Here is a 17,739-nt window from a genome sequence, read left to right on the forward strand (position 1 = left end):
ATGCTCCACGCTTACTGCAACTGCTACCTCAGGAAGGTAGCACTTGCCCCCTCTCTGCGGAGGTCGGCGATGGTTTCATGGTGGCGAGGTAATCGCGTATTGGTAGTCCGTTCTCCAAATGCTCGCGGATTTCCCTAAGTCCTGCTTCCGCGAGCCGCTCGACCAGCGCGTAAGGCCGGCCGTGATGATCTGTACGGATGGCGAGCACAGCGGCTCGAATAGCGCCGTCGAGGTCGAGGGTGCCGGTGGCGTTGTATGCCGTGGTGCGGCTGATGCTTTCGTCCGTGGGTTCGAGTTCTCGGGCCATGGCTGAGGCAACGGCAAGCCGGTAGGCGTCGAGCCTCTGGGCCAAGCCTAGATGTTCCCTGATGTACTCAAGGTCATCAGAGGCCTGCACACTCAGCCCGAGCTGGGTCTTATCCTGTGGTGCTGCTGTCGTGGTCATAGGGCACTCCGCGTGGCGAGGGTTGTCCGATCGGGGTCGTCATATTGAAGTTCGAATTCGCCTGTGATTTTGTCTGCGATCGACTGCAGATCGTTTGGGGCGATCTCGCCTCCATGGACGAGGAGGAAGACTTGTTCGGCAAGGCGCGATGAATAGCGGAGCATATTGGTGCGGTGGCCGGGGTCCAAGCGCCCGAAGGGCGTGTCCATGATGACGGTGGCACGGCGAGTGGCGTTTCGGTTCAGAGCAGCGATCAGTGCGAGAGCAACGACCTGTTCCTGGCCCGCGGACCGACCCGTGACTACTTCTCCGTGGTCTCCAAGGATCTCGAGGCCGTAGTTTTCGGTGATACTGAGCCTTGAGTAGGCGGGTTCGGTTGTGAGTTCCTTGAATACCTCCGAGGCCGTGGCCTCTACCGCCTCCCGGAGTTCGTTGCGGAACTGGCTCCTCGCGGCGTCGAATACGGCTTGAAGATCGGCGGCGAGATCGAATGCTCGAACCAGGCTGGGCTCGTTTGATCCGCCGCGTAGCCGGCTCCGCGCGTCGCGGAGCTTGTTATCGATGTCGCGCAAGACGGCTTCGGCTTCGTCGATCCGCTCACGGAGTCGCCCTATTTCCTGTTGAGCTTGGTCGCGCTCACGGGCGGCGGTCTGCACTTCAGCAGTGGGAAGTTCCTGCAGGGCTGCTCGTAACCGGCCCTCTTCTTGACGAAGCACGATTTCCTCGCTGTCGAGGTTTGCCAGTCGTTCGTCTAGTGAGATTGCCGAACTGAGTTGTCCTGTATCGGTGATGCTTGCCAGTTGAGTAAGAAGCGCGGCGTCTGGGGCGTTGAGGTAGATGTCGCTTCCCAGTGCCGGCTGGGTTAGTTCTGCTTCGATCTTGTGTCGGTGGGCGACGTCGAGCGACTTTTCACAGATCGCACACTGACCATGGCTGATCGATTCGAGGAGCAGTTCTTGCCGGTATTGGGCACGGAGATGTTCCTGCTCCTGGGCGTGCGTGGCCTCCATGCGTGCCCGAACGGGCGCAACGACGGACGCCAGCATATCTCGCCAGGCGTGTTGGAGGCTCGCGGCACGCATGTCGCCCAGATCTTCACGGCGCTGTCGAAGGTCTCGTCCCCTTTGAGCGAATGAGTCGAGCTCTGCAACGGCTGCAGCAGAATTGTCGAATTGTTGCAGGGTGGCATCGCGTTGAGCGACGATCTCCTCTTGAACCAAACATTTCGCCTTGAGCTCGTCGAGGTCTTCGCGTTTGGATTCATAGTCTGCTTGGAGCTGTTCGGCACGCAGGGCATACTGTTGCAATTGATTGTTGTGTCGTGCATGGCGAGCCATGCTTCGGCCGAAGTCATCTTTGACCGCTTCGAGGTCAGTCATCGTTTGCTCGAGCACGGGCAAACCTAGAATCTGCTCGATCGATTCCTTGATCGTTCGGCTGCGGGTGTCGTCCCGAAATAGCAAGGATTCATACTGCTGTAGCTGTTCCCCATCAAACAGGAAAAAGCGTGAGATGTCCTCCATGAGGAGGTGGTCGATGGCCCGTCGGCGGTCGGCTGCACTAAGCGGGGCGGAGTTGCGCTCGATGTACTGTTCGGACGCAGGTGATCCGGTGTCGGATACCACCTGCGTGCGCCGGATGAGGTAGACGTCAGATCCGTTTTGGAGATGAAGCTCCACGCTGAATTGCCGTTCGCCCTCGCGCCGTGCGGCACGGTTGAGCATGATGGCGGGAGGGACAGGGCGGCCTTGTCGGTCGCTGTAGTGCCCGTACAGACCCCAACGCACAGCGTTCAGCAGCGTTGTCTTGCCCAGTCCGTTTCGGCCGTGAATCACGTACACGCCCTGGCCCAAGTCGAGTTGCTGAGCCCCATAGAACCGGCCAAAGTTGGTGACCTTCAGTCGTGTGATAATCATTCGCCTGCCCCTCCGGCCTGTTCAAGAAGCCGACGCAGCCGAGCCCGCCGTTCGTCGCGGTTGCCATGTGGGTCGGCGGCCAACTCCAGCTCCAGGACTTGCTTGAGAAGTTCGTCCGGAAGATCAAGCCCTAAGGTTTTCACCGCTGTCTGGAGCGCGGTGAAAGGGTCCGGTCGGTCATCCGTCATGTGTCGTCTCCTTCCGAGACTTCAAAGGAATTGGGCGCGGTGAATGCGCCGGAAGCGGCGCCGAGCTCGCGTTCAAGTCGTTCCAAGGTGTACTGCGCTGCGGACGAATCAATTGCGCTGGCGGCGAATTCGCGCGCGCGCCCTAATTCGGTTCGGAGAAACGACGCAGCGTTAGGGTCGTCGAAGCCAGTCGCGCCAATGATCACGTCGTGTATCTCGGCCCGCCATTTTCGATCAGCATTTCGAAGAACTCGGCCCCGTCGTTGGATGAACTCCCGGCGGGTGGTCGACGAGGCGAGAATCAATGCGTGGTCGATACGAGGGATATCGACGCCCTCATCGAGGCACTTGATCGCAAGCATAATCCCTCCGTTCCGTTCGAATTCGGACAACGCCTCTGACTCGTCGCCGGAAGCCTGACGGTGATATTCCATACAGGCTAGTCCTCGCGATTCAATAGCTTTCCGCACCTCGCGAAGCTGTGAAGTGTCGTCACAGTACACAAGCCAGGCATCCCCATCCTTGTAATGATGTACGAGCACATCGGCCGCGAGGCGTGTCTTTGCTGTCGCACGTTTCACGATCCGTGCCCGACGGATCAGCAGTTGCTGTACCGTTTCCGTAATCTCGCCTTGCGCGCGGCCGAGCGCTTGGCCGATACGCCTGGTCTCAGCCAACCACTGTGCTTGTTCCGTCTCACTGAGGGCCAGTTCGTGGACTACGTATCGGTATTGACACAGGTGCCCGTCAGCGATTGCGTCTGCCAGGGTGTAGACGGGCGCGAGGACGTGCTCGAAGTAGTCATGGATTGCAGCGGTTCCGGTTGGATCTCCTTCGCGTTGCCAAGTCGCACTGAGCCCTAGCCGCCAGTCCGCATCAATGCTTTGGAGAAGGCGGCGGCGTCGCGGGCTGCCGAGGTTGTGCACCTCGTCGGCTACTAGGCAGAGTGGGTGGAGACCGCGGACTCGGCCCGTAAATCCCTCGCTCGCAGCGGTGTCCATCGTGGCGAGCACGATCCGTCGTCGTCCGGGGGAGAGGAAGTTGCGCAGAACAGCTCCGTTTCTCCACTCGTTATGGCCTCCGCCAGCAAGAAGGGTAGTTCCTGCTTTAAAATGCGCGCTGAGATGGCGCTGCCACTGGTCGAGCAGGGCAACTGCCGGGACGAGGATGAGCACTGCATGGCCGGCGTCTAGAGCAGCCCGGATTGCGGTGAGTCCGGTAAGTGTCTTGCCACTGCCGGTGGCATGCTCCACAAGGCCACGGAAACCGGAACGCTCCCAGTCCGCGAGGACCGCTGTTTGGTGGCGCCGCAATTGTGGGAGTCGTGCAGCCTGTTCGCCACGTTCTCGTTCCAAGGTCTCACGGAGCTGCTCCTCGGCGATGACGAGCCCGTCGGGGTCGGCATGTGCGAGCAGTTGGTCACGCACCACGGTTGGGAATGGGATGACTTCAATACCTGGTTCGTCCCCACGCCATAGGGCTTCGAAGTACTGGGCGTCCTCCAGGGTTCGTTCAGGATCGCGCCAGGAGCTGAAAGCATGGAATCCTTCATAATTGCCAGCGCCGGACCAGGCGGACCATGACTCGTTGAGCGAGCCGCTGAAGCTGACCTGGTGTTGTTCAGAGTCGGTGAAGATACCGACCTTGTCGTGAAAGATCCCGCTCGCGCCGGCCCGGAAGGCAACTTTGATCTCAAGGGCATCGCAAGCGATAAGGGTCGCAAGCACCGTGGCAGCAGCTTTCCCGACCGGATCGAGAAGGACCTCTTCAAGTTCTCGTTGGAGCGCGGTGCCAATGCTCGTCCGGGCTTCGTATCCCCGCTCAATTGCCTGAATATCGCTCACGCTGAGACGCGGGCAGCAGATGAGTCTTAGCCGCCCGCCCCGGCGCGCAAAATTCGCCACCTGCGCACCGACGAGCACGAAGAGGGTGCTGCTGAAGAAGCCGACGGCACGGTCATAGCGTACTGACTCGGCCAGGCAAGGCGTGAAGAAGGTCGCCGTAAGATCTTCACGCCCGCTGCTGTAGCGCCTCCGCAGAGAGACGTCAGTCAACATGCGCGCCACGCTAGGCCGGTCATTAATCGGTCCCAATTCGAAGCGTGATGGCGTCGCGAAGCTGATCACCACGCGCCACGATCACAGTCTCGGTTGCATTTGCAAGACGACGATGGCCGGTCGCTATGCCTTCGACCTGAGCGTCCCATAGCAGTTGGCCTCGCACCTGAACATTCTTGGACCAAGTGAAGTCCCTTTGCTTGTAGGCGTCCCAGAGGACATAGAGGTTATCGCTCGGATGGACGCCTACAAGAAGCTTGAAGCATTCCGGCGGGCCGGTCAGGTTGGCGCGGTCACGACGACCCTGGCCAGGCACAATGAGTTGAATCTTGGATTCGGATGGATGCCGCCCTCCTGGGGGATTAGTCAGCGTGAACGCCCAAATCGCTAGCGGCACAACGCCGGCGACCTCAAGCCAGAGTGGTGCAGAGTCAACCGGGCCGTGGACTACGACATGGGAACCTAGAGACGCGAGTATGCGCTCGTGGAGCTCAGCCTTGGTGAGCGCGGGCAAAGTGGGGACCCCCTTGGCGATATGGCACTGGTTCACTGTGGACCATAGCCCACGCACACCTCGGCTTAGAGCATCTGACGGACGTCACGTTTGAACCCAATAACCTCGGTGTTTGTTGTGCGGCTTGAACGCGAGGACTTCTCCGTATCTGCCGGCACCGTTCTGATGCTATAAGTTGATGCAGCTATCAATCGAGAGCGACACGACCCCAATGAAAGACGACTGGATCATCATCAGTTGATCAATGTCTTCCACGGGGCCCATTTTCGTTGTGAAGATCGGTGCTTGTCCCTTTCGAATGATATTCCGTTCTGTGGGGACGAGGGTCCACGCTGTTCGTCATCCGGCGTCGTGAAGGGACGCCCAATGTGTCGCACACAGTAGTTATGCCTGTGACCCGTTCGAGCATCAGTCTACGTTTGACTGGGAGGTCCAGCTCGGCGCGCCATTCTGGCAGGAGTTGTAAGGCGCCAATTCCGCAAGGCGTGCATGGTGATTAAGCGAGGCATTCTAGCGAAGTGCTGACAAGTCTTATGCCTCGACGGAGGTCCGCAGGTGTCCATGTATCAGGAAACCACAGGGGCCTTGCGGTTGATGCACAACCGAATGGCAGATCAGTCTTGGACCATGCGTGCGAAACCATTCCCGGCATCGCCTATTAGCTTGCATCCTGCAGTCAACTGTTGGTCCACGTTTGCGGTTCTGCTGCAGGGGTCTCATGCGAGGCTTGCAACCCTACGTCGTTGGACCCCGGCTCCATGTCCTGGGGTACGAGTCGGAAGGCGATTTACGTGAACGCTCGCTTCATGAACTCATCCTTGCGTTCTCGTGCCGCTTCATGGGTGGCACCAGCTGTCGGACTTGGGAGTTATGGCAGCCCTTGCGTTATGCATGTGCTCGCAGCCATGAGTGGTCAGTCCCAGGAATTACGTACTCTATTGTGTCTACTGATAAATCGTAGTCATGCGCATCAGCGGCGCACTGTCAGACCTGCAGCCTTCGAGCGATTGCAGGGGCCGCACAATACCTGCAAGTTTTCGCCGGTGTTGCTCCCGCCCAGGGCTATAGGGATGATGTGGTCGAATTGCAGATCGCTGGTCGAACCGCAATTGCGGCACTGGCCCTCATCGCGAGTCCAAATGTACTGCTTCAGATCATCAGGAATGGCCCTTCGGGCCGAAGCACTTCGTGGCATAGATCCCATCGCCACCGTAGCTTGGGCACGGTCAATCCTCTGTCGATTTCGTTGCTCCCTGGTGACTATCAGAGCATAAACTTCGTCAGATGTAAGGCCGTCGTTTTCCCAGTAGAACCTATTCTGGAATTGCCAGTATCTCCGGTCGCCGATAGTAGTGATTGCGGCAGGATGTCGGCCTTGAGCTTGGTGGCGATCTTCATACTCAGCCCTCGATAGCTTGCCAAGCAGATAAACTCTTCTGCCGATGGTCAGTTCAACTGGGCCCTTCCCTGTCCAAAAACCGGGACGATGATAGAGTGTTACATTTTCAGCCCTGCGCAGCATTCCTCAAGTCCTAGCTCTGATCCTACGTAGAAAGCATCCGGTAACCTTACCCGGTTATCTAGTGTTTGCTGCTCACCATCGGCATCGTTAGGAACCGCGTTAGCGACAAGTGCGATCGACATATCTATGAGCAGGCATGCAGCCTCCTGCAACGTCTTTAAGATCACGAGCGCAAATAGTCCCCTAGCCATTGACGTCTAGCTTCCTCTCCTGCATTCATCGGCAATGGGGTCGGTAGCGGCGGGAGGGCAGGCATCTTTAGACCCACTCGCTGCCGAGACGTCAGCCGTCGAGTAGTTGCCCCGGGGCATGCTGGCTCTGAGGACTAATAATAATGCCAATGGGGCGCGTAATAATGCCAATGGGGCGCGCTAAGGTGATGTGGCAAGCCCAGCAGCACCCGGTGCATTGGCTCCAGCACTCACTCGCGCGCGGTCACGCTGTCGTAGTGCACGTTCGCTTGGTCGCGGCTCCGAAAGAAGTACGGACCCCAAGCCCTTGTGCTTTCGAGCCGGCTGCCGGCCTGCACCATGAACAGCAGTACGTTTGCTTCTCTCTCGATATCAGGGCCGCGCACCTCAACTTCTGCTGCAGCATCGGCAAACTTTCTTTGCCTGACGAGGGGTATGACCGTGTCCGACATTCCGATAAGGGAGGCCCGCAACATGGCACCTTGTTTCGCGACCTCAATGTCGGCGGCGCCTGCCAGCAAGGCGACTGCCTTGAGTGCCCGAGAGTACTCCCGCGTTGCATCGGCCGTGAGCTCCTTCAACTTTTCCATGTACTCTGCCTGAAATTGTTTGCTCGCATGCGCCGACAGGCCGTCGGGCGATGGACTACGCGACCAGGCCATCAGGGTCTTAATCTGTCCCAAGTAGTCAATGGATGTAGAGGCTGCTTCTATGGCAGCTGTTCGAGTTTGTTGCGCAATAGAATGCCGATCTCTCCTCAGTTGCCCGTGATTAGCTACCCACGCCGAGACAAGAACAGCGAAAGCTCCGATGACGGCTACAAGAATGAGTACCCAAATGTCCTCTCCCGTGTCGACGTTCACCACCATTGAGGCAGCCCTTGTCTTCAAACTTCATCCTTTCGGCCCGCTGGCCGGGCGCAAACACGTTATGGTGCAACCTGTTCTTCCATCTAGAAATGCCATGATGCCACGCCAAGTATTCCTCAAGCGCGGGCAAAACCCCGCCTGACTGTAGATGCATGCCATCCCGGACCTCCGTCGTGAACAATCCGTCCAGAATCGTCCCAGTTGTACAAGCTCATCTCGGCTTTCGCCATGCGAGTCTTGTGCATTCACAACCCGGCTGCGCTCACTGGTTCACGCCAGCGTCCGGAATAGCCCTGGGCCAGGAACGGCTACGACCCTGCCAGGGGCTTTTGACAGCTAACCCGTAGGGCGCACCGGCCAGCGGATGAAGTGTGATGTGCCGGAACTTCGTAGAATGGATGTTTTCTTGCTCTCGACGACGGGGATTCACATTGACAGACGGGTTGTTCGATCTTCCACGCCAGCAGTCGGCGCCTTCCGGCGCGGACGTTGGTCCCGCACCGATTATGGAACAGCAGGTTGGCCGAATCCGCGAGCTTTTCGAAGTGGCGGGCATCGAGGATCAGGCTGAGCGACGGTCACTGGTGCAATCCGTTATCGGGTCGAGCGTCGCCAGCCTCCGGTCATTATCACGGTTTCAAGCCCTGAGGGTCATTGAAGAATTGTTAGGACGGCGCCATCAAGAAAGTCCAGAGAGAGGCACGGCCAAACGATCGGCGTGGGACGACCGTGAAGAAGACACCTGGATCGACAAGCTGTAGGGAGGCGCGGGTGCTTGAGGCGGCCATCGGGCTGGAAGCTTTTCGTAAGGCACTTGGGGGCGGGGGGAAAAGGTGACGCACGGGCTGAGGGCCGTGCTATTCAACCCCTCGTCCGGCGGCGGTTCGAGGACGCTAGCCCGCGTCAGACTCGCTGCCCGGATTCTGGGCTACGAGGAAGCCGTAGTCACGAACCTCTTTCCGCTGCCCACGGTCAGCGTCCTGCAGGTCAATGAGATCGGTACTGATTCTGAGCTTTGGAAATTTGCTCAAAGCGGGATCTCTGAGGTGCTAACCGGGGCCTCAGACGTCCTCCTGGCTTTTGGATGCCAGGAGCCAACCGGTTTGGTTCGCCAGCACTTTAGATCGCAACTCGATTGGCTGTACGGCGAATTAGAGGCCGGCGGCAGCAGATTGTGGTCCGTAAGTGAGCAACCCAGGCACCCATCGCGCTGGCAACGACACACATCGCGTCACTACCCGGGGCTGCCCTTCGCGGAAGCACTCGAGCGGTCATTACTGCGGGTTGATGTTCGAACCTGAATACGGTTTGAAGACTGTGGGAAACAAATCCTCCTGCTTCGCAGAGCGTGTCGGCCATTTGGAACTCCCATCAGCTCATAACATGAGAGCTGTGCAATCCATCAAAGACCATTACGCAAGGACGGCTCACCAGTGCCGGGGGACCAGGGCCGAAGTTGCCTCGATGGCGCGTCTGAGCCGTGAAGCTCAGGGCTTGACCCAGCAGCAGTTGGCCGCTCGCATGAACTCCACACAGTCCACCGTCGCACGGTGGGAAAGTGGGGAACATGAGATCACCATGGGAACCCTAACGCGGATCGCTGACGCGCTGGGCGTCGTGTACACCGTAAGTTTCGGCTCGTTGGCGGACGCCGAGTGAGTCGTGAGGTCACGGAGCCGTTCCGTAAAGAAATCACCGGCGCCAAGGGGTCCATCTTCTACAGGGCACACAGCTACCACACGAAGGTCCCGCCGGAAGGCATCGTTCCAGTCATCGAGCACTACACCTCACCCGGAGATACCGTGCTGGACCCCTTCTGTGGATCGGGCATGACCGGTGTAGCCTCCCTGCTTTCCGGCCGCCACGGCATCCTTTCCGATCTTTCTCCGGCCGCGGTCCACATCGCCACCGGGTACACCGCCGCACAGGAGGCCGCGACGGTCGCAGCAGCAGGCAAGGACCTGCTGACCGGACTTGCCGAGTTGGAGCGGGAACTTTACGGAACGCATTGCACACACTGCAGCGGCGCCGCCCGGATCGAATACACCGTGTGGTCGGACACCGTGTCCTGCCCTCAATGCCGGCGGGAGATTCTGTTCTGGGACGCCGCGCGGCAGGCTAACGGAACCCTTTCTAAAAACCTTGAATGTCCGCAGTGTTCGAGCTCCTTCCGCAAAAACGAGGCTGAGCTGCTTTCGAGCTCCCCCGTACTCGTTTCCGTCGCCTGTGGTAGCTGTCGGACTCGGGAGCAGCGCCCCCTGACGCCCACCGAAACTGCGACCGCCCACCGACCCCATAGATCCGGTATGACTGACTGGTATCCCACTGCGCCACTGGAGGACTGGCGTGAAATGTGGAGGGCACAACACGGAAAGATGGGGATCGCCACCGCCGCGGACTTTTTCACTGAGCGCAACCTCCGAGCACTGGCAGCAATCTGGGCGGCGGCTAGCAGTTCGCCTGAGCGAGGCGCCCTCAGGTTCGCCACTACCGCAATCGTCAACCGGGCATCCCGGCGCTACCAATGGAATCCTAAGAGGCCCACTAACGTGCTTTCTGGCACGCTCTACATTGCGTCGTTGACCTATGAATTCAACGTCTTCTCCCTGCTGCGCCGAAAAGTCAACGCGGTGGTCCAGCTAGCGAAAACCGTGGCACAAGCCCCCGGTACGTGCGAAGTAACCCGTTCCTCAGCCACGAACCTCAGCCATATCGAGGATCAAAGCATTGACTTTGTCTTTACGGACCCGCCCTTTGGGGCCAATATCTACTACTCTGACGCATCCTTCCTCTGGGAGTCCTGGCTCGACCAATTCACTGACACCACCAACGAAGCGGTGGTCTCCACTTCGCTCGCCGCAGAGCACGGCGGTAAAACTCTGGACGACTACGAAAAGCTGATGTCGGCGAGTTTTCGGGAAATCACCCGCGTGCTCAAACGAGGATCTTGGGCCAGTGTCATGTTCCACAGCAGCGATGACGCAGTCTGGAGCAGTTTAGAACGGGCCATCGAGAGCGCGGACCTAAAGCTGGAGTCAGCAGTGGCCTTTGACAAGTCACAGCCCAGTTTCAAGGGCGTCAAACAGATGACGCGACAAGAGAAAGTGTCGAGCTTCGACCTCGTCCTCCATCTGCGTTCCTCTGCTGGCCACGGGAGTAGCCGACGCGCCTCCGTTCCCAAAACCGTTGAGGAGATCGACGTCGTCTCTGCGATTGCAGAACACATCGGCGGGGCTACGGCCCGCCGGCGGAGCACCCCCTACCTCCATTCCTTCGTCATGAGGTACCTGTTGGAACGCGGAGCCTCGTTCAACGGCTACTCGTACGGCCAGGTTGAGACGCTTTTGACCACGCACTTCGACTACGAAAACGGCTCTTGGCTCCGCCGGAACCAAGAGCCCGTTCCCGTCACCACTCCCCAAGGAACGCCATGAGCCTTACCAGCAGCGAAGAGCTGTCAAGCCACGAACAACTCAACAGCATCCTGAGCGGAACCGGTGGCGCGGCGCAGCGGCCCGTTCCGCTAGAAGCTGCCGCCTCGAAGGGCAGCAGCGCCTACCAAGTGCACACTTATCCCACCAAAGTCCCCCCCGGGGCTATAGAGCCCTTCATTCTGGCGAGCACACAGCCCGACGCCGTGATCCTCGATCCCTTCTGTGGTTCCGGCATGACGGGACTGGCAGCTTTGAACACCGGTCGTCGGGCCTTGATGTCGGATCTTGCTCCCGGTGCGGTGCACCTCGCCCACAACCATAGCCATCCTGTGCCGGTCGCGGCTCTTGCAGGAGCCGCGGTCTCCCTCACGCAAGCCATGAGCGAACTGGAGAAGATTCTCTATGCTTCGGACTGCCCAACCTGCGGTCGCCGAGACTTGATGCGGCACATGGTGTGGACGGACGTGCACTCGTGCTCCAGATGCGGGCACGCGCTCCGTGTGTGGGACCAGCGACAGGAAAGCGGTAGTACCTCCAGGACACTCACTTGCCAGGCATGTGGTCATGAACAAAGCCGGTCAGGCATCCGAGGTGTGCCTGCGGAACCTGCTGAAAAGGCGGTAGCATGCACGTCCTGCCGCAAACTTCAGCGGGGACCGGCGAATGAGCGGGACATTGAACTCCTAGCATCGCTAGCCCAGAAACCGGTTCGCTACTGGCTCCCGCGGGTCCCACTCGGCCCGGACCGTGAAATGTATCGACGGTCCGCCTTGCACCTGCGGGGAATTACTGAAGTGGCGGATTTTTGGAACCACCGCAGCCAGCTTGCCCTCACCGAGTTGTGGCAATACATCACGACCCGGGCTGATAGGGCGGTCCAGCCAGCCCTGAAATTTGCTTTCACGAATACTGCCTGGCACTCAACTAGGATGCGCCGTTACAACGCCTTCGGTGGACAGCGCCCATTGACCGGGACGCTTTACATCCCGCAGCTTGTGGCAGAGGGAAATGTCTTCGAGATCTTCCGCCACCAACTCTCACAAATTAGCCGGTTTTACGCGACCCACCCAGCACTAGGCAATCTGCAGCAGAGCTCTGGCTTAGCCTTGGCCCGCCGCTCGTCAGCGACGGACCTTTCCTGGCTGCCCAATGACAGCATCGACTATGTCTTCACAGACCCTCCCTTCGGAGCAAACCTCTTCTATGCCGACTGCAATGTTGTATGGGAGTCGTGGCTGGGCGACGTCACGGACCTCGCCGAAGAAATCGTGGTAAACCGGTCCTTGCCGACGGCTGCAGGCGGCAAGACTCTTGATGACTACGAAAAACTTCTCTCCAGGTCGTTTGAGGAGGTCCGAAGAGTGCTGGCCCCCGGAGCCCGTGCCAGCGTTGTCTTCCACAATGCGGACGACAAAGTGTGGTCGGCGCTGCTCGGCGCCACCGACCATGCAGGACTGGTGCAGACCGACGTCAGCGTCCTAGACAAGGTGCAGCGCTCCATGAAGGGATACAAAGGGCGAAGTGGGGCCGAACTTGTCCCTTTCTACGACCTCGTCATCACCTTCACGGCAGGAGCCCGCCCCCAGACCGACAGGTTGGAAGGGGTCGGGGAGATCGCTCTCGAGGCCATCAAGCGGCACCTTGGTGCCCTGCCAGCCGGGCAGAATCCCGACACCTTGCGGCAGCGCAGCCTTGAATACCTCTACTCGCTGTCAATCGGCGCGGTGATCTCCAAGGACGTCAAACCGGCTGGACTGTCGTTCAAGGCGTTGGAAGATCTATTGCGGCACGAGCTCATGGCGGAGGGCAACCTCTATTACCTTTCAGCTTGAGCCGCAACGGCCGGTTGGGTATAGCCTGCTCAAACTGTTGCAGCTCAGTTTGCTCGCGTTTGTCGGAATCTAAGGGCTGACGCCTATAGATGCCTCTAGTTCTAGATGCGATCAGTTGGCTGCGTCGCCAAGCTGTCCTATTTATTTAACTAGTGTGGACTTCGTTAGACCTGGCGAGCGCTACCGATTGCCAGGAAGCAGCGTCATCTCTGCAATCTAGGGAATCTCGTCGGCGACAGTACACGATCGGGGTGAGGTCTGATAGGGTAAATCCACCTCGCACTGAGCGCTGGTGTTGTTCAGGGCCCAGAAACTGAATTTCGCCAGCACTTCGTGCCCTAGTAGCTCAGCGGATAGAGCGCCTACTTGAAACGTAGTTCGAGGTCGCGGGTTCGAATCCCGCCTAGGATTGCTGGTCCCGGTCCCTGACCGGGACCAAACCCGTCTAGGGGGCCAATTTCACTTTACGGCACCGCGGACATCTTCGACCACTTGGTTTACGGCTGCAGTACTTTCACTTGGTTCACCCGCCGTCGAGTGACTAATCCCAGTGGCTGCGCTATTGCAACGAATATTTATCGCAGTCTTCCCAGCGTAATGGTCATGACGCGAGTCTGGGATCGCTTCCGCTATGCTCAAAGCGTTATCGCAGTCGAGAATGACGTAACGGAAAGCTGGGGGAATGAGCTCGCAACAGATGTATGCTCTCATCGACGCATTTGAGAGGGACGTCCGTTCTCTGCTCAACAGATTTGTTCTTCCGATCGAGGATGACGAGGCAACGATCTTCGGAGCAAACCTTGTCGAGCTCAAGAGGAGGCGCGACGACGACCCTATGGGCAATGAGACGGAGCTCATTGAGTATCTTGATCTGCGGGCTGCCTATGATCTGTTGAATCGGCACCGCCGATACCTGCCGTCTAGCTTGGCGGGTGAAGCACGTGAACTCACGTCGGAATTGGACGTGATTCTCCCTATACGTCATAGGGTCATGCACAGTCGTCCCCTAGCGCCAGGCGACTTCGAACGGATAAGGTCTTCACTTACAAAATTTGATCGCCAGTTCTGGAGCGGGACTGCGAAAGTTCTTGAAATCTTAGGCGCTGATGAGACCTGGCTGCCTGAGAATATATTTGAGCCGCTTGAAGACAAAATTCGACACAACCTTCCTCACTCTGATTATGACGAGACTGGGCTGGTTGGTCGTGATGATGAGGTTAAGCGTATCTGTGCGGCCTTGAAACGAAAAAGAGATCCAGTCATAACGCTCTGCGGGGAAGGCGGAATCGGCAAGACTGCGTTGGCCGTTGAGGTGGCATATCAGCTGTTGGACGACCCCGACGAACCCTTTGACCTGATTCTGTGGTCCTCGCTGAAGAGTGAGCGGTTAACTGGGACAGGAGTGCAGGAGCTAAAAAACAACGCATCGGACCTAGTCGGCGTTGCCCAAGCACTAGGTGTCGCTGCCTCCCCAAACTTTTTAGGCGGCATTCAAGAACTGTCGTCCGTTATTGACGGATTCCGCCCTCTGATTATAATCGACAACCTAGAAACGCTCAATGGCGACGAGTTTTTGCAGCTTTACGAGGGATTGCCGGACGAAGCTTCCTTTCTGATCACAAGTCGCGAGGGAGTAGGGCAAATTGAACGCAGGATTGATGTTCGGCCTCTAGGTGAAGCAGATGCACTCTATCTCTTAAACCAGCTTATTAGGTACCGTGATGTAGCTTCGTTGAAGAAAATATCTGGTGATTCTCGCAAAGTTATCGTATCAAAGCTTCGTTACTCGCCGTTGGCCATTCGCTGGTTCATTCTCGCTACGGAGGCAGGGCATGATCCCCTTACGTCCATTCGGCACCAGGATGAGTTATTAAACTACTGTGTAAGATCCGTATACGATAATTTAAGCCGTGCCGCAACTGAGGTCTTCATCGCCATGGAGGCACTTCGCCGACCTGTCACTCAGGATGATCTCGTTGTCTTACTTGGTAAAACCGTTCAAGAAGTGGGGTCATCTGTCCGGGAACTTACTAGAGGATCACTCGTGCGCTCCTGGATCACGGGCGATACTGCTATGGCGACAATGATATCTTTGACAGATACTGCGCGGCAATTCACGTCAACGGTCGTCCCCCGCAATCATCCTATTCGCACGAAGGTGCAGAAGAACGAAGCCGATTTCCTTCGGGAGGAGGAGCGCAGATCGGCGGAAGCGGGCAAGCGATCCCTCGGCCCAAATGTCGTTCGAGTCCGTTTTGAGACCGATGCGCCAAGTGCTCAGTTACTCCGCCGAGCATTAAGTGCCTCTAGGGTCAAGGACTATGAACAATCGTTTATACTCATTGACGAAGCTAAAAGATTGAATCCGGAATTTTGGGAAGTCCACCGCGTCGAAGCTTTCGTGCATTCAGGAAATGGCGACAAGCTCGCGGCAAGGGAATCGTACTTGGTCGCTTATGAAATGGCGGAAACTGCCGAGCATAAGGCGGTCGTAGCTTTTTACTATGCCGGCCATTTGGCTCGTACCATGCGCGAACCGGAATTGGCTGTTCCGTTTGCTAAAGAGGCGCATCAGGTTCTTCAAGTGCCGGATACGGCCTATATTCTTGGAACGACTTTAGTCTGGCATGACAAGTTTGACGAAGGTATTGATCTCCTGGAAACGGCGGTCGCTGAAGCTGAGGGTCGCTTGCGACTAATTGTTCTTACGGCCTTGGCCGATGCATATTGCAGAAGAGCTGGCTCGGCTTTCACTGAAGCCCGGAACCCCGTCCAAGCAGCCTATGACGCCATTGCTGCCTTCGAATTGGCTTCCGACGAACTTGACCGTGGTGCGGCAGATAAGAAGTTACGGGATGCAGCGTGTGAGGCCGCGATCAGTGCGATGAAGTATCTTTTTCAGTGCCGCGACTTCGAACGTGACGTGGACACAATGCCGGATTTCTTTGACAAGCTAACCCGACGTGTAAGTCAGGTGCGTCCCTCCGATAAATGGCCCTATCTGGTTCAGATCGTCAATAGGAACGCGAGCGTAAGACATCTTTCTTACCCTTTGTCTCGATTGTTAAAGGCCATAGGCGACTTGGACAGTGCTCGTGGTGTTCCAGCTGCCGTGCAACCCCGGCTTGAGGGAACGATCTATTCGCTTCTCGGCGGATATGGGTTCATTGAAAGCTCGACCCAATTGGAACGTGTCTACTTTCATAAGTCGGGTCTAGGTGCAGGGCTGTCTTACTCTCGATTGAATGTGGGTGACGCAGTCTCCTTTGTTTTGGCCGTCGAGGATGAACGCACGAGGGCAGTAGATCTTGAATTGCACGTGCTGGTGGGGTCTGAGGGGCATAATGATGACATACTTGCATAGCAGTTCAGTTATTGTGCGACTGTATGGGTGCCTGAATCTCATGTAGATGAATGAAGCGTCTAAGCATCACGATTACTCAGGCTTGTCTCCTATGTTAGCGCTGCTCGATCCGCGGTATTTATACCTTCACGCCTAGGAGATAATCCGGTCATGTAAGTATGAGCGTCTTTTCCAGGTCTTACTGGCCATGGGTACCTAGCGTTGTAGAAATCAAGTCGCGTGTCCGATAGTCGACGATAGCTAGTGATTGTTGTTTATTGTGTTGCCAAGAATGTCTCGGTCAATTCCGCTGGGGCGACTCTTGATGTTCGATAGATCATGAGAATTCTGAAGTTAGAGGACATGTTTTCTAGGAAATCCGCCTCGCGTAGTCTTCCTTGACGACTTCGAGGTGAAGCCAGGAGTCGGTGCGGCGGACGGCGGGGAGGCTGCGGATTTCCTCGAGCTGGGCGAGGAGGTCGCGGGGGGACTGGGCGGCGAGGGTGGCGATGGCGTCGAAGCGGCCGACGGTCTGCGCGACGAACTCCACGTGCGATGAGCCACGCAGCAGTTCCAGGACGGCGTCGTTGTCGCCGGAGAGGTTCAGGCCCACGCCCATGGAGAGCTGCCGTCCGCCGGCGCCGCGGGACTCCACTGCGCTGATCCGGATGATCCGCGCGTCCAGCAGCCGCTGCACCCGGGAGCGCACGGCGGTGGGGGTGAGCCCCACGGCGGCGGCGAGGTCCCGGTAGCTGGTGCGGCCGTCATGCTGCAGGATCTCGATGAGGTGGGTGTCCACGCCGTCGATGGCGACCTCGCCGGCGTACTGCGAGATGAAGAGGCCCTTGACCACCCTCGTGTAGACCAGGGTGTCGATGTAGGCGACGTTGGGGTGCTCGCGGAGCTGGGTGAGCACGGCGTGCAGTTCGTCGTGCGTGGCGACGCGAATCTCGGCGATCAGGTCATGGGTGCCGCCGACCGCGGAGACCAGCACGGCCTCCGACCATTCCGCCAGCCGCTGGGCAATATGGCGGACCGGCCCGGACGCCACCACAGAGACGTGTGCGATCACGTGCTGGCCCAGGAACGCCGGATCCACCGCTGCCACCACCCGGACCGTGTGGCTGTCCAGCAGCTCCCGCAGCCGAGCAGAGACCGTGGCCCGCGGCAGGCCGAGCTCGCGCGCCAGCTCCTGGTAGCTGGCCCGGCCCTCCTTTTGGAGGGCACGGACGAGTTTTGTGTCGATCATTTCGGTGTGGTCCGCCAAAGTTTCCTTAACCTCCCAAGTGAGCACCGCCGTCGTCAATTATCCAGTGATACGACGCACATGCAAGCGCTTGCGCAAAAACATGCGCCGAAATCGGAACAGAAGTGAATTCAGGGGTCCGTAACGCAAGATTTCTGCTCTTGTTGGATTGTGATTTAGGC

At 58.1% G+C, this 17,739-nt stretch carries 13 protein-coding genes and 1 tRNA gene; 5 read left to right on the forward strand and 9 right to left on the reverse strand.

The features are described 5' to 3' along the window. Positions 1–28: 28 nt before the first annotated feature. The 8 genes from AC5RVZ_RS25085 to AC5RVZ_RS25120 form a co-directional block, all read right to left on the reverse strand. Positions 29–445, reverse strand: coding sequence for a hypothetical protein (locus AC5RVZ_RS25085; protein ID WP_494068346.1), 417 nt, complete (start codon positions 443–445; stop codon positions 29–31). Then, entirely contained in the window at positions 442–2,361 is a 1,920-nt protein-coding gene (locus AC5RVZ_RS25090) for an AAA family ATPase (protein ID WP_494068347.1), read from the reverse strand. Before AC5RVZ_RS25090 ends, AC5RVZ_RS25085 begins: the two co-directional genes overlap by 4 nt. Then, entirely contained in the window at positions 2,358–2,549 is a 192-nt protein-coding gene (locus AC5RVZ_RS25095) for a hypothetical protein (RefSeq protein ID WP_494068348.1), read from the reverse strand. Before AC5RVZ_RS25095 ends, AC5RVZ_RS25090 begins: the two co-directional genes overlap by 4 nt. Beyond that, entirely contained in the window at positions 2,546–4,606 is a 2,061-nt protein-coding gene (locus AC5RVZ_RS25100) for a DEAD/DEAH box helicase family protein (protein ID WP_494068349.1), read from the reverse strand. Before AC5RVZ_RS25100 ends, AC5RVZ_RS25095 begins: the two co-directional genes overlap by 4 nt. A 22-nt stretch (positions 4,607–4,628) precedes the next feature. After that, positions 4,629–5,120: a hypothetical protein gene (locus AC5RVZ_RS25105; protein WP_494068350.1), complete on the reverse strand. Its 492-nt coding sequence runs from the start codon at positions 5,118–5,120 to the stop codon at positions 4,629–4,631. A 970-nt stretch (positions 5,121–6,090) separates the two neighbouring features. Next, a complete protein-coding gene (locus tag AC5RVZ_RS25110; protein ID WP_494068595.1) occupies positions 6,091–6,324 on the reverse strand; it encodes an HNH endonuclease in 234 nt (77 codons plus the stop codon). A gap of 59 nt (positions 6,325–6,383) precedes the next feature. Further along, positions 6,384–6,518: a hypothetical protein gene (locus AC5RVZ_RS25115; protein ID WP_494068611.1), complete on the reverse strand. Its 135-nt coding sequence runs from the start codon at positions 6,516–6,518 to the stop codon at positions 6,384–6,386. A 545-nt stretch (positions 6,519–7,063) separates the two neighbouring features. Continuing rightward, positions 7,064–7,702, reverse strand: coding sequence for a hypothetical protein (locus AC5RVZ_RS25120; protein WP_494068351.1), 639 nt, complete (start codon positions 7,700–7,702; stop codon positions 7,064–7,066). A 1,464-nt stretch (positions 7,703–9,166) separates the two neighbouring features. On the opposite strand from AC5RVZ_RS25120, the gene AC5RVZ_RS25125 reads away from it, so the two are divergent. The 5 genes from AC5RVZ_RS25125 to AC5RVZ_RS25145 all read left to right on the forward strand — a co-directional run bounded on the left by AC5RVZ_RS25125 (position 9,167) and on the right by AC5RVZ_RS25145 (position 16,332). Next, entirely contained in the window at positions 9,167–9,361 is a 195-nt protein-coding gene (locus tag AC5RVZ_RS25125; RefSeq protein ID WP_494068596.1) for a helix-turn-helix domain-containing protein, read from the forward strand. Further along, complete coding sequence (locus AC5RVZ_RS25130) at positions 9,358–11,136, forward strand: DNA methyltransferase (RefSeq protein ID WP_494068352.1); 1,779 nt, start codon at positions 9,358–9,360, stop codon at positions 11,134–11,136. Before AC5RVZ_RS25125 ends, AC5RVZ_RS25130 begins: the two co-directional genes overlap by 4 nt. Beyond that, positions 11,133–12,968 (forward strand): DNA methyltransferase, encoded by a 1,836-nt coding sequence (locus tag AC5RVZ_RS25135; protein WP_494068353.1) that lies wholly within the window; start codon positions 11,133–11,135, stop codon positions 12,966–12,968. Before AC5RVZ_RS25130 ends, AC5RVZ_RS25135 begins: the two co-directional genes overlap by 4 nt. A 335-nt stretch (positions 12,969–13,303) precedes the next feature. Continuing rightward, positions 13,304–13,379: transfer RNA gene (locus AC5RVZ_RS25140), tRNA-Phe, on the forward strand. Positions 13,380–13,650: 271 nt separating this feature from the next. Continuing rightward, positions 13,651–16,332: a hypothetical protein gene (locus tag AC5RVZ_RS25145; RefSeq protein WP_494068354.1), complete on the forward strand. Its 2,682-nt coding sequence runs from the start codon at positions 13,651–13,653 to the stop codon at positions 16,330–16,332. A gap of 349 nt (positions 16,333–16,681) precedes the next feature. Here the strand turns inward: AC5RVZ_RS25145 and AC5RVZ_RS25150 are convergent, their stop codons facing one another. Next, complete coding sequence (locus AC5RVZ_RS25150) at positions 16,682–17,578, reverse strand: Lrp/AsnC family transcriptional regulator (RefSeq protein ID WP_494068355.1); 897 nt, start codon at positions 17,576–17,578, stop codon at positions 16,682–16,684. Between the last annotated feature and the right edge of the window lie 161 nt (positions 17,579–17,739).

The sequence above is a fragment of the Arthrobacter sp. Cza30 genome (assembly GCF_059090765.1).

Coding starts and splice junctions, on each gene's coding strand:
- AC5RVZ_RS25085 (WP_494068346.1), bottom strand. CDS start 445: ATGACCACGACAGCAGCACCACAGGATAAGACCCAGCTCGGGCTGAGT.
- AC5RVZ_RS25090 (WP_494068347.1), bottom strand. CDS start 2,361: ATGATTATCACACGACTGAAGGTCACCAACTTTGGCCGGTTCTATGGG.
- AC5RVZ_RS25095 (WP_494068348.1), bottom strand. CDS start 2,549: ATGACGGATGACCGACCGGACCCTTTCACCGCGCTCCAGACAGCGGTG.
- AC5RVZ_RS25100 (WP_494068349.1), bottom strand. CDS start 4,606: ATGTTGACTGACGTCTCTCTGCGGAGGCGCTACAGCAGCGGGCGTGAA.
- AC5RVZ_RS25110 (WP_494068595.1), bottom strand. CDS start 6,324: ATGGGATCTATGCCACGAAGTGCTTCGGCCCGAAGGGCCATTCCTGAT.
- AC5RVZ_RS25115 (WP_494068611.1), bottom strand. CDS start 6,518: ATGAAGATCGCCACCAAGCTCAAGGCCGACATCCTGCCGCAATCACTA.
- AC5RVZ_RS25120 (WP_494068351.1), bottom strand. CDS start 7,702: ATGGTGGTGAACGTCGACACGGGAGAGGACATTTGGGTACTCATTCTT.
- AC5RVZ_RS25125 (WP_494068596.1), top strand. CDS start 9,167: ATGGCGCGTCTGAGCCGTGAAGCTCAGGGCTTGACCCAGCAGCAGTTG.
- AC5RVZ_RS25135 (WP_494068353.1), top strand. CDS start 11,133: ATGAGCCTTACCAGCAGCGAAGAGCTGTCAAGCCACGAACAACTCAAC.
- AC5RVZ_RS25145 (WP_494068354.1), top strand. CDS start 13,651: ATGAGCTCGCAACAGATGTATGCTCTCATCGACGCATTTGAGAGGGAC.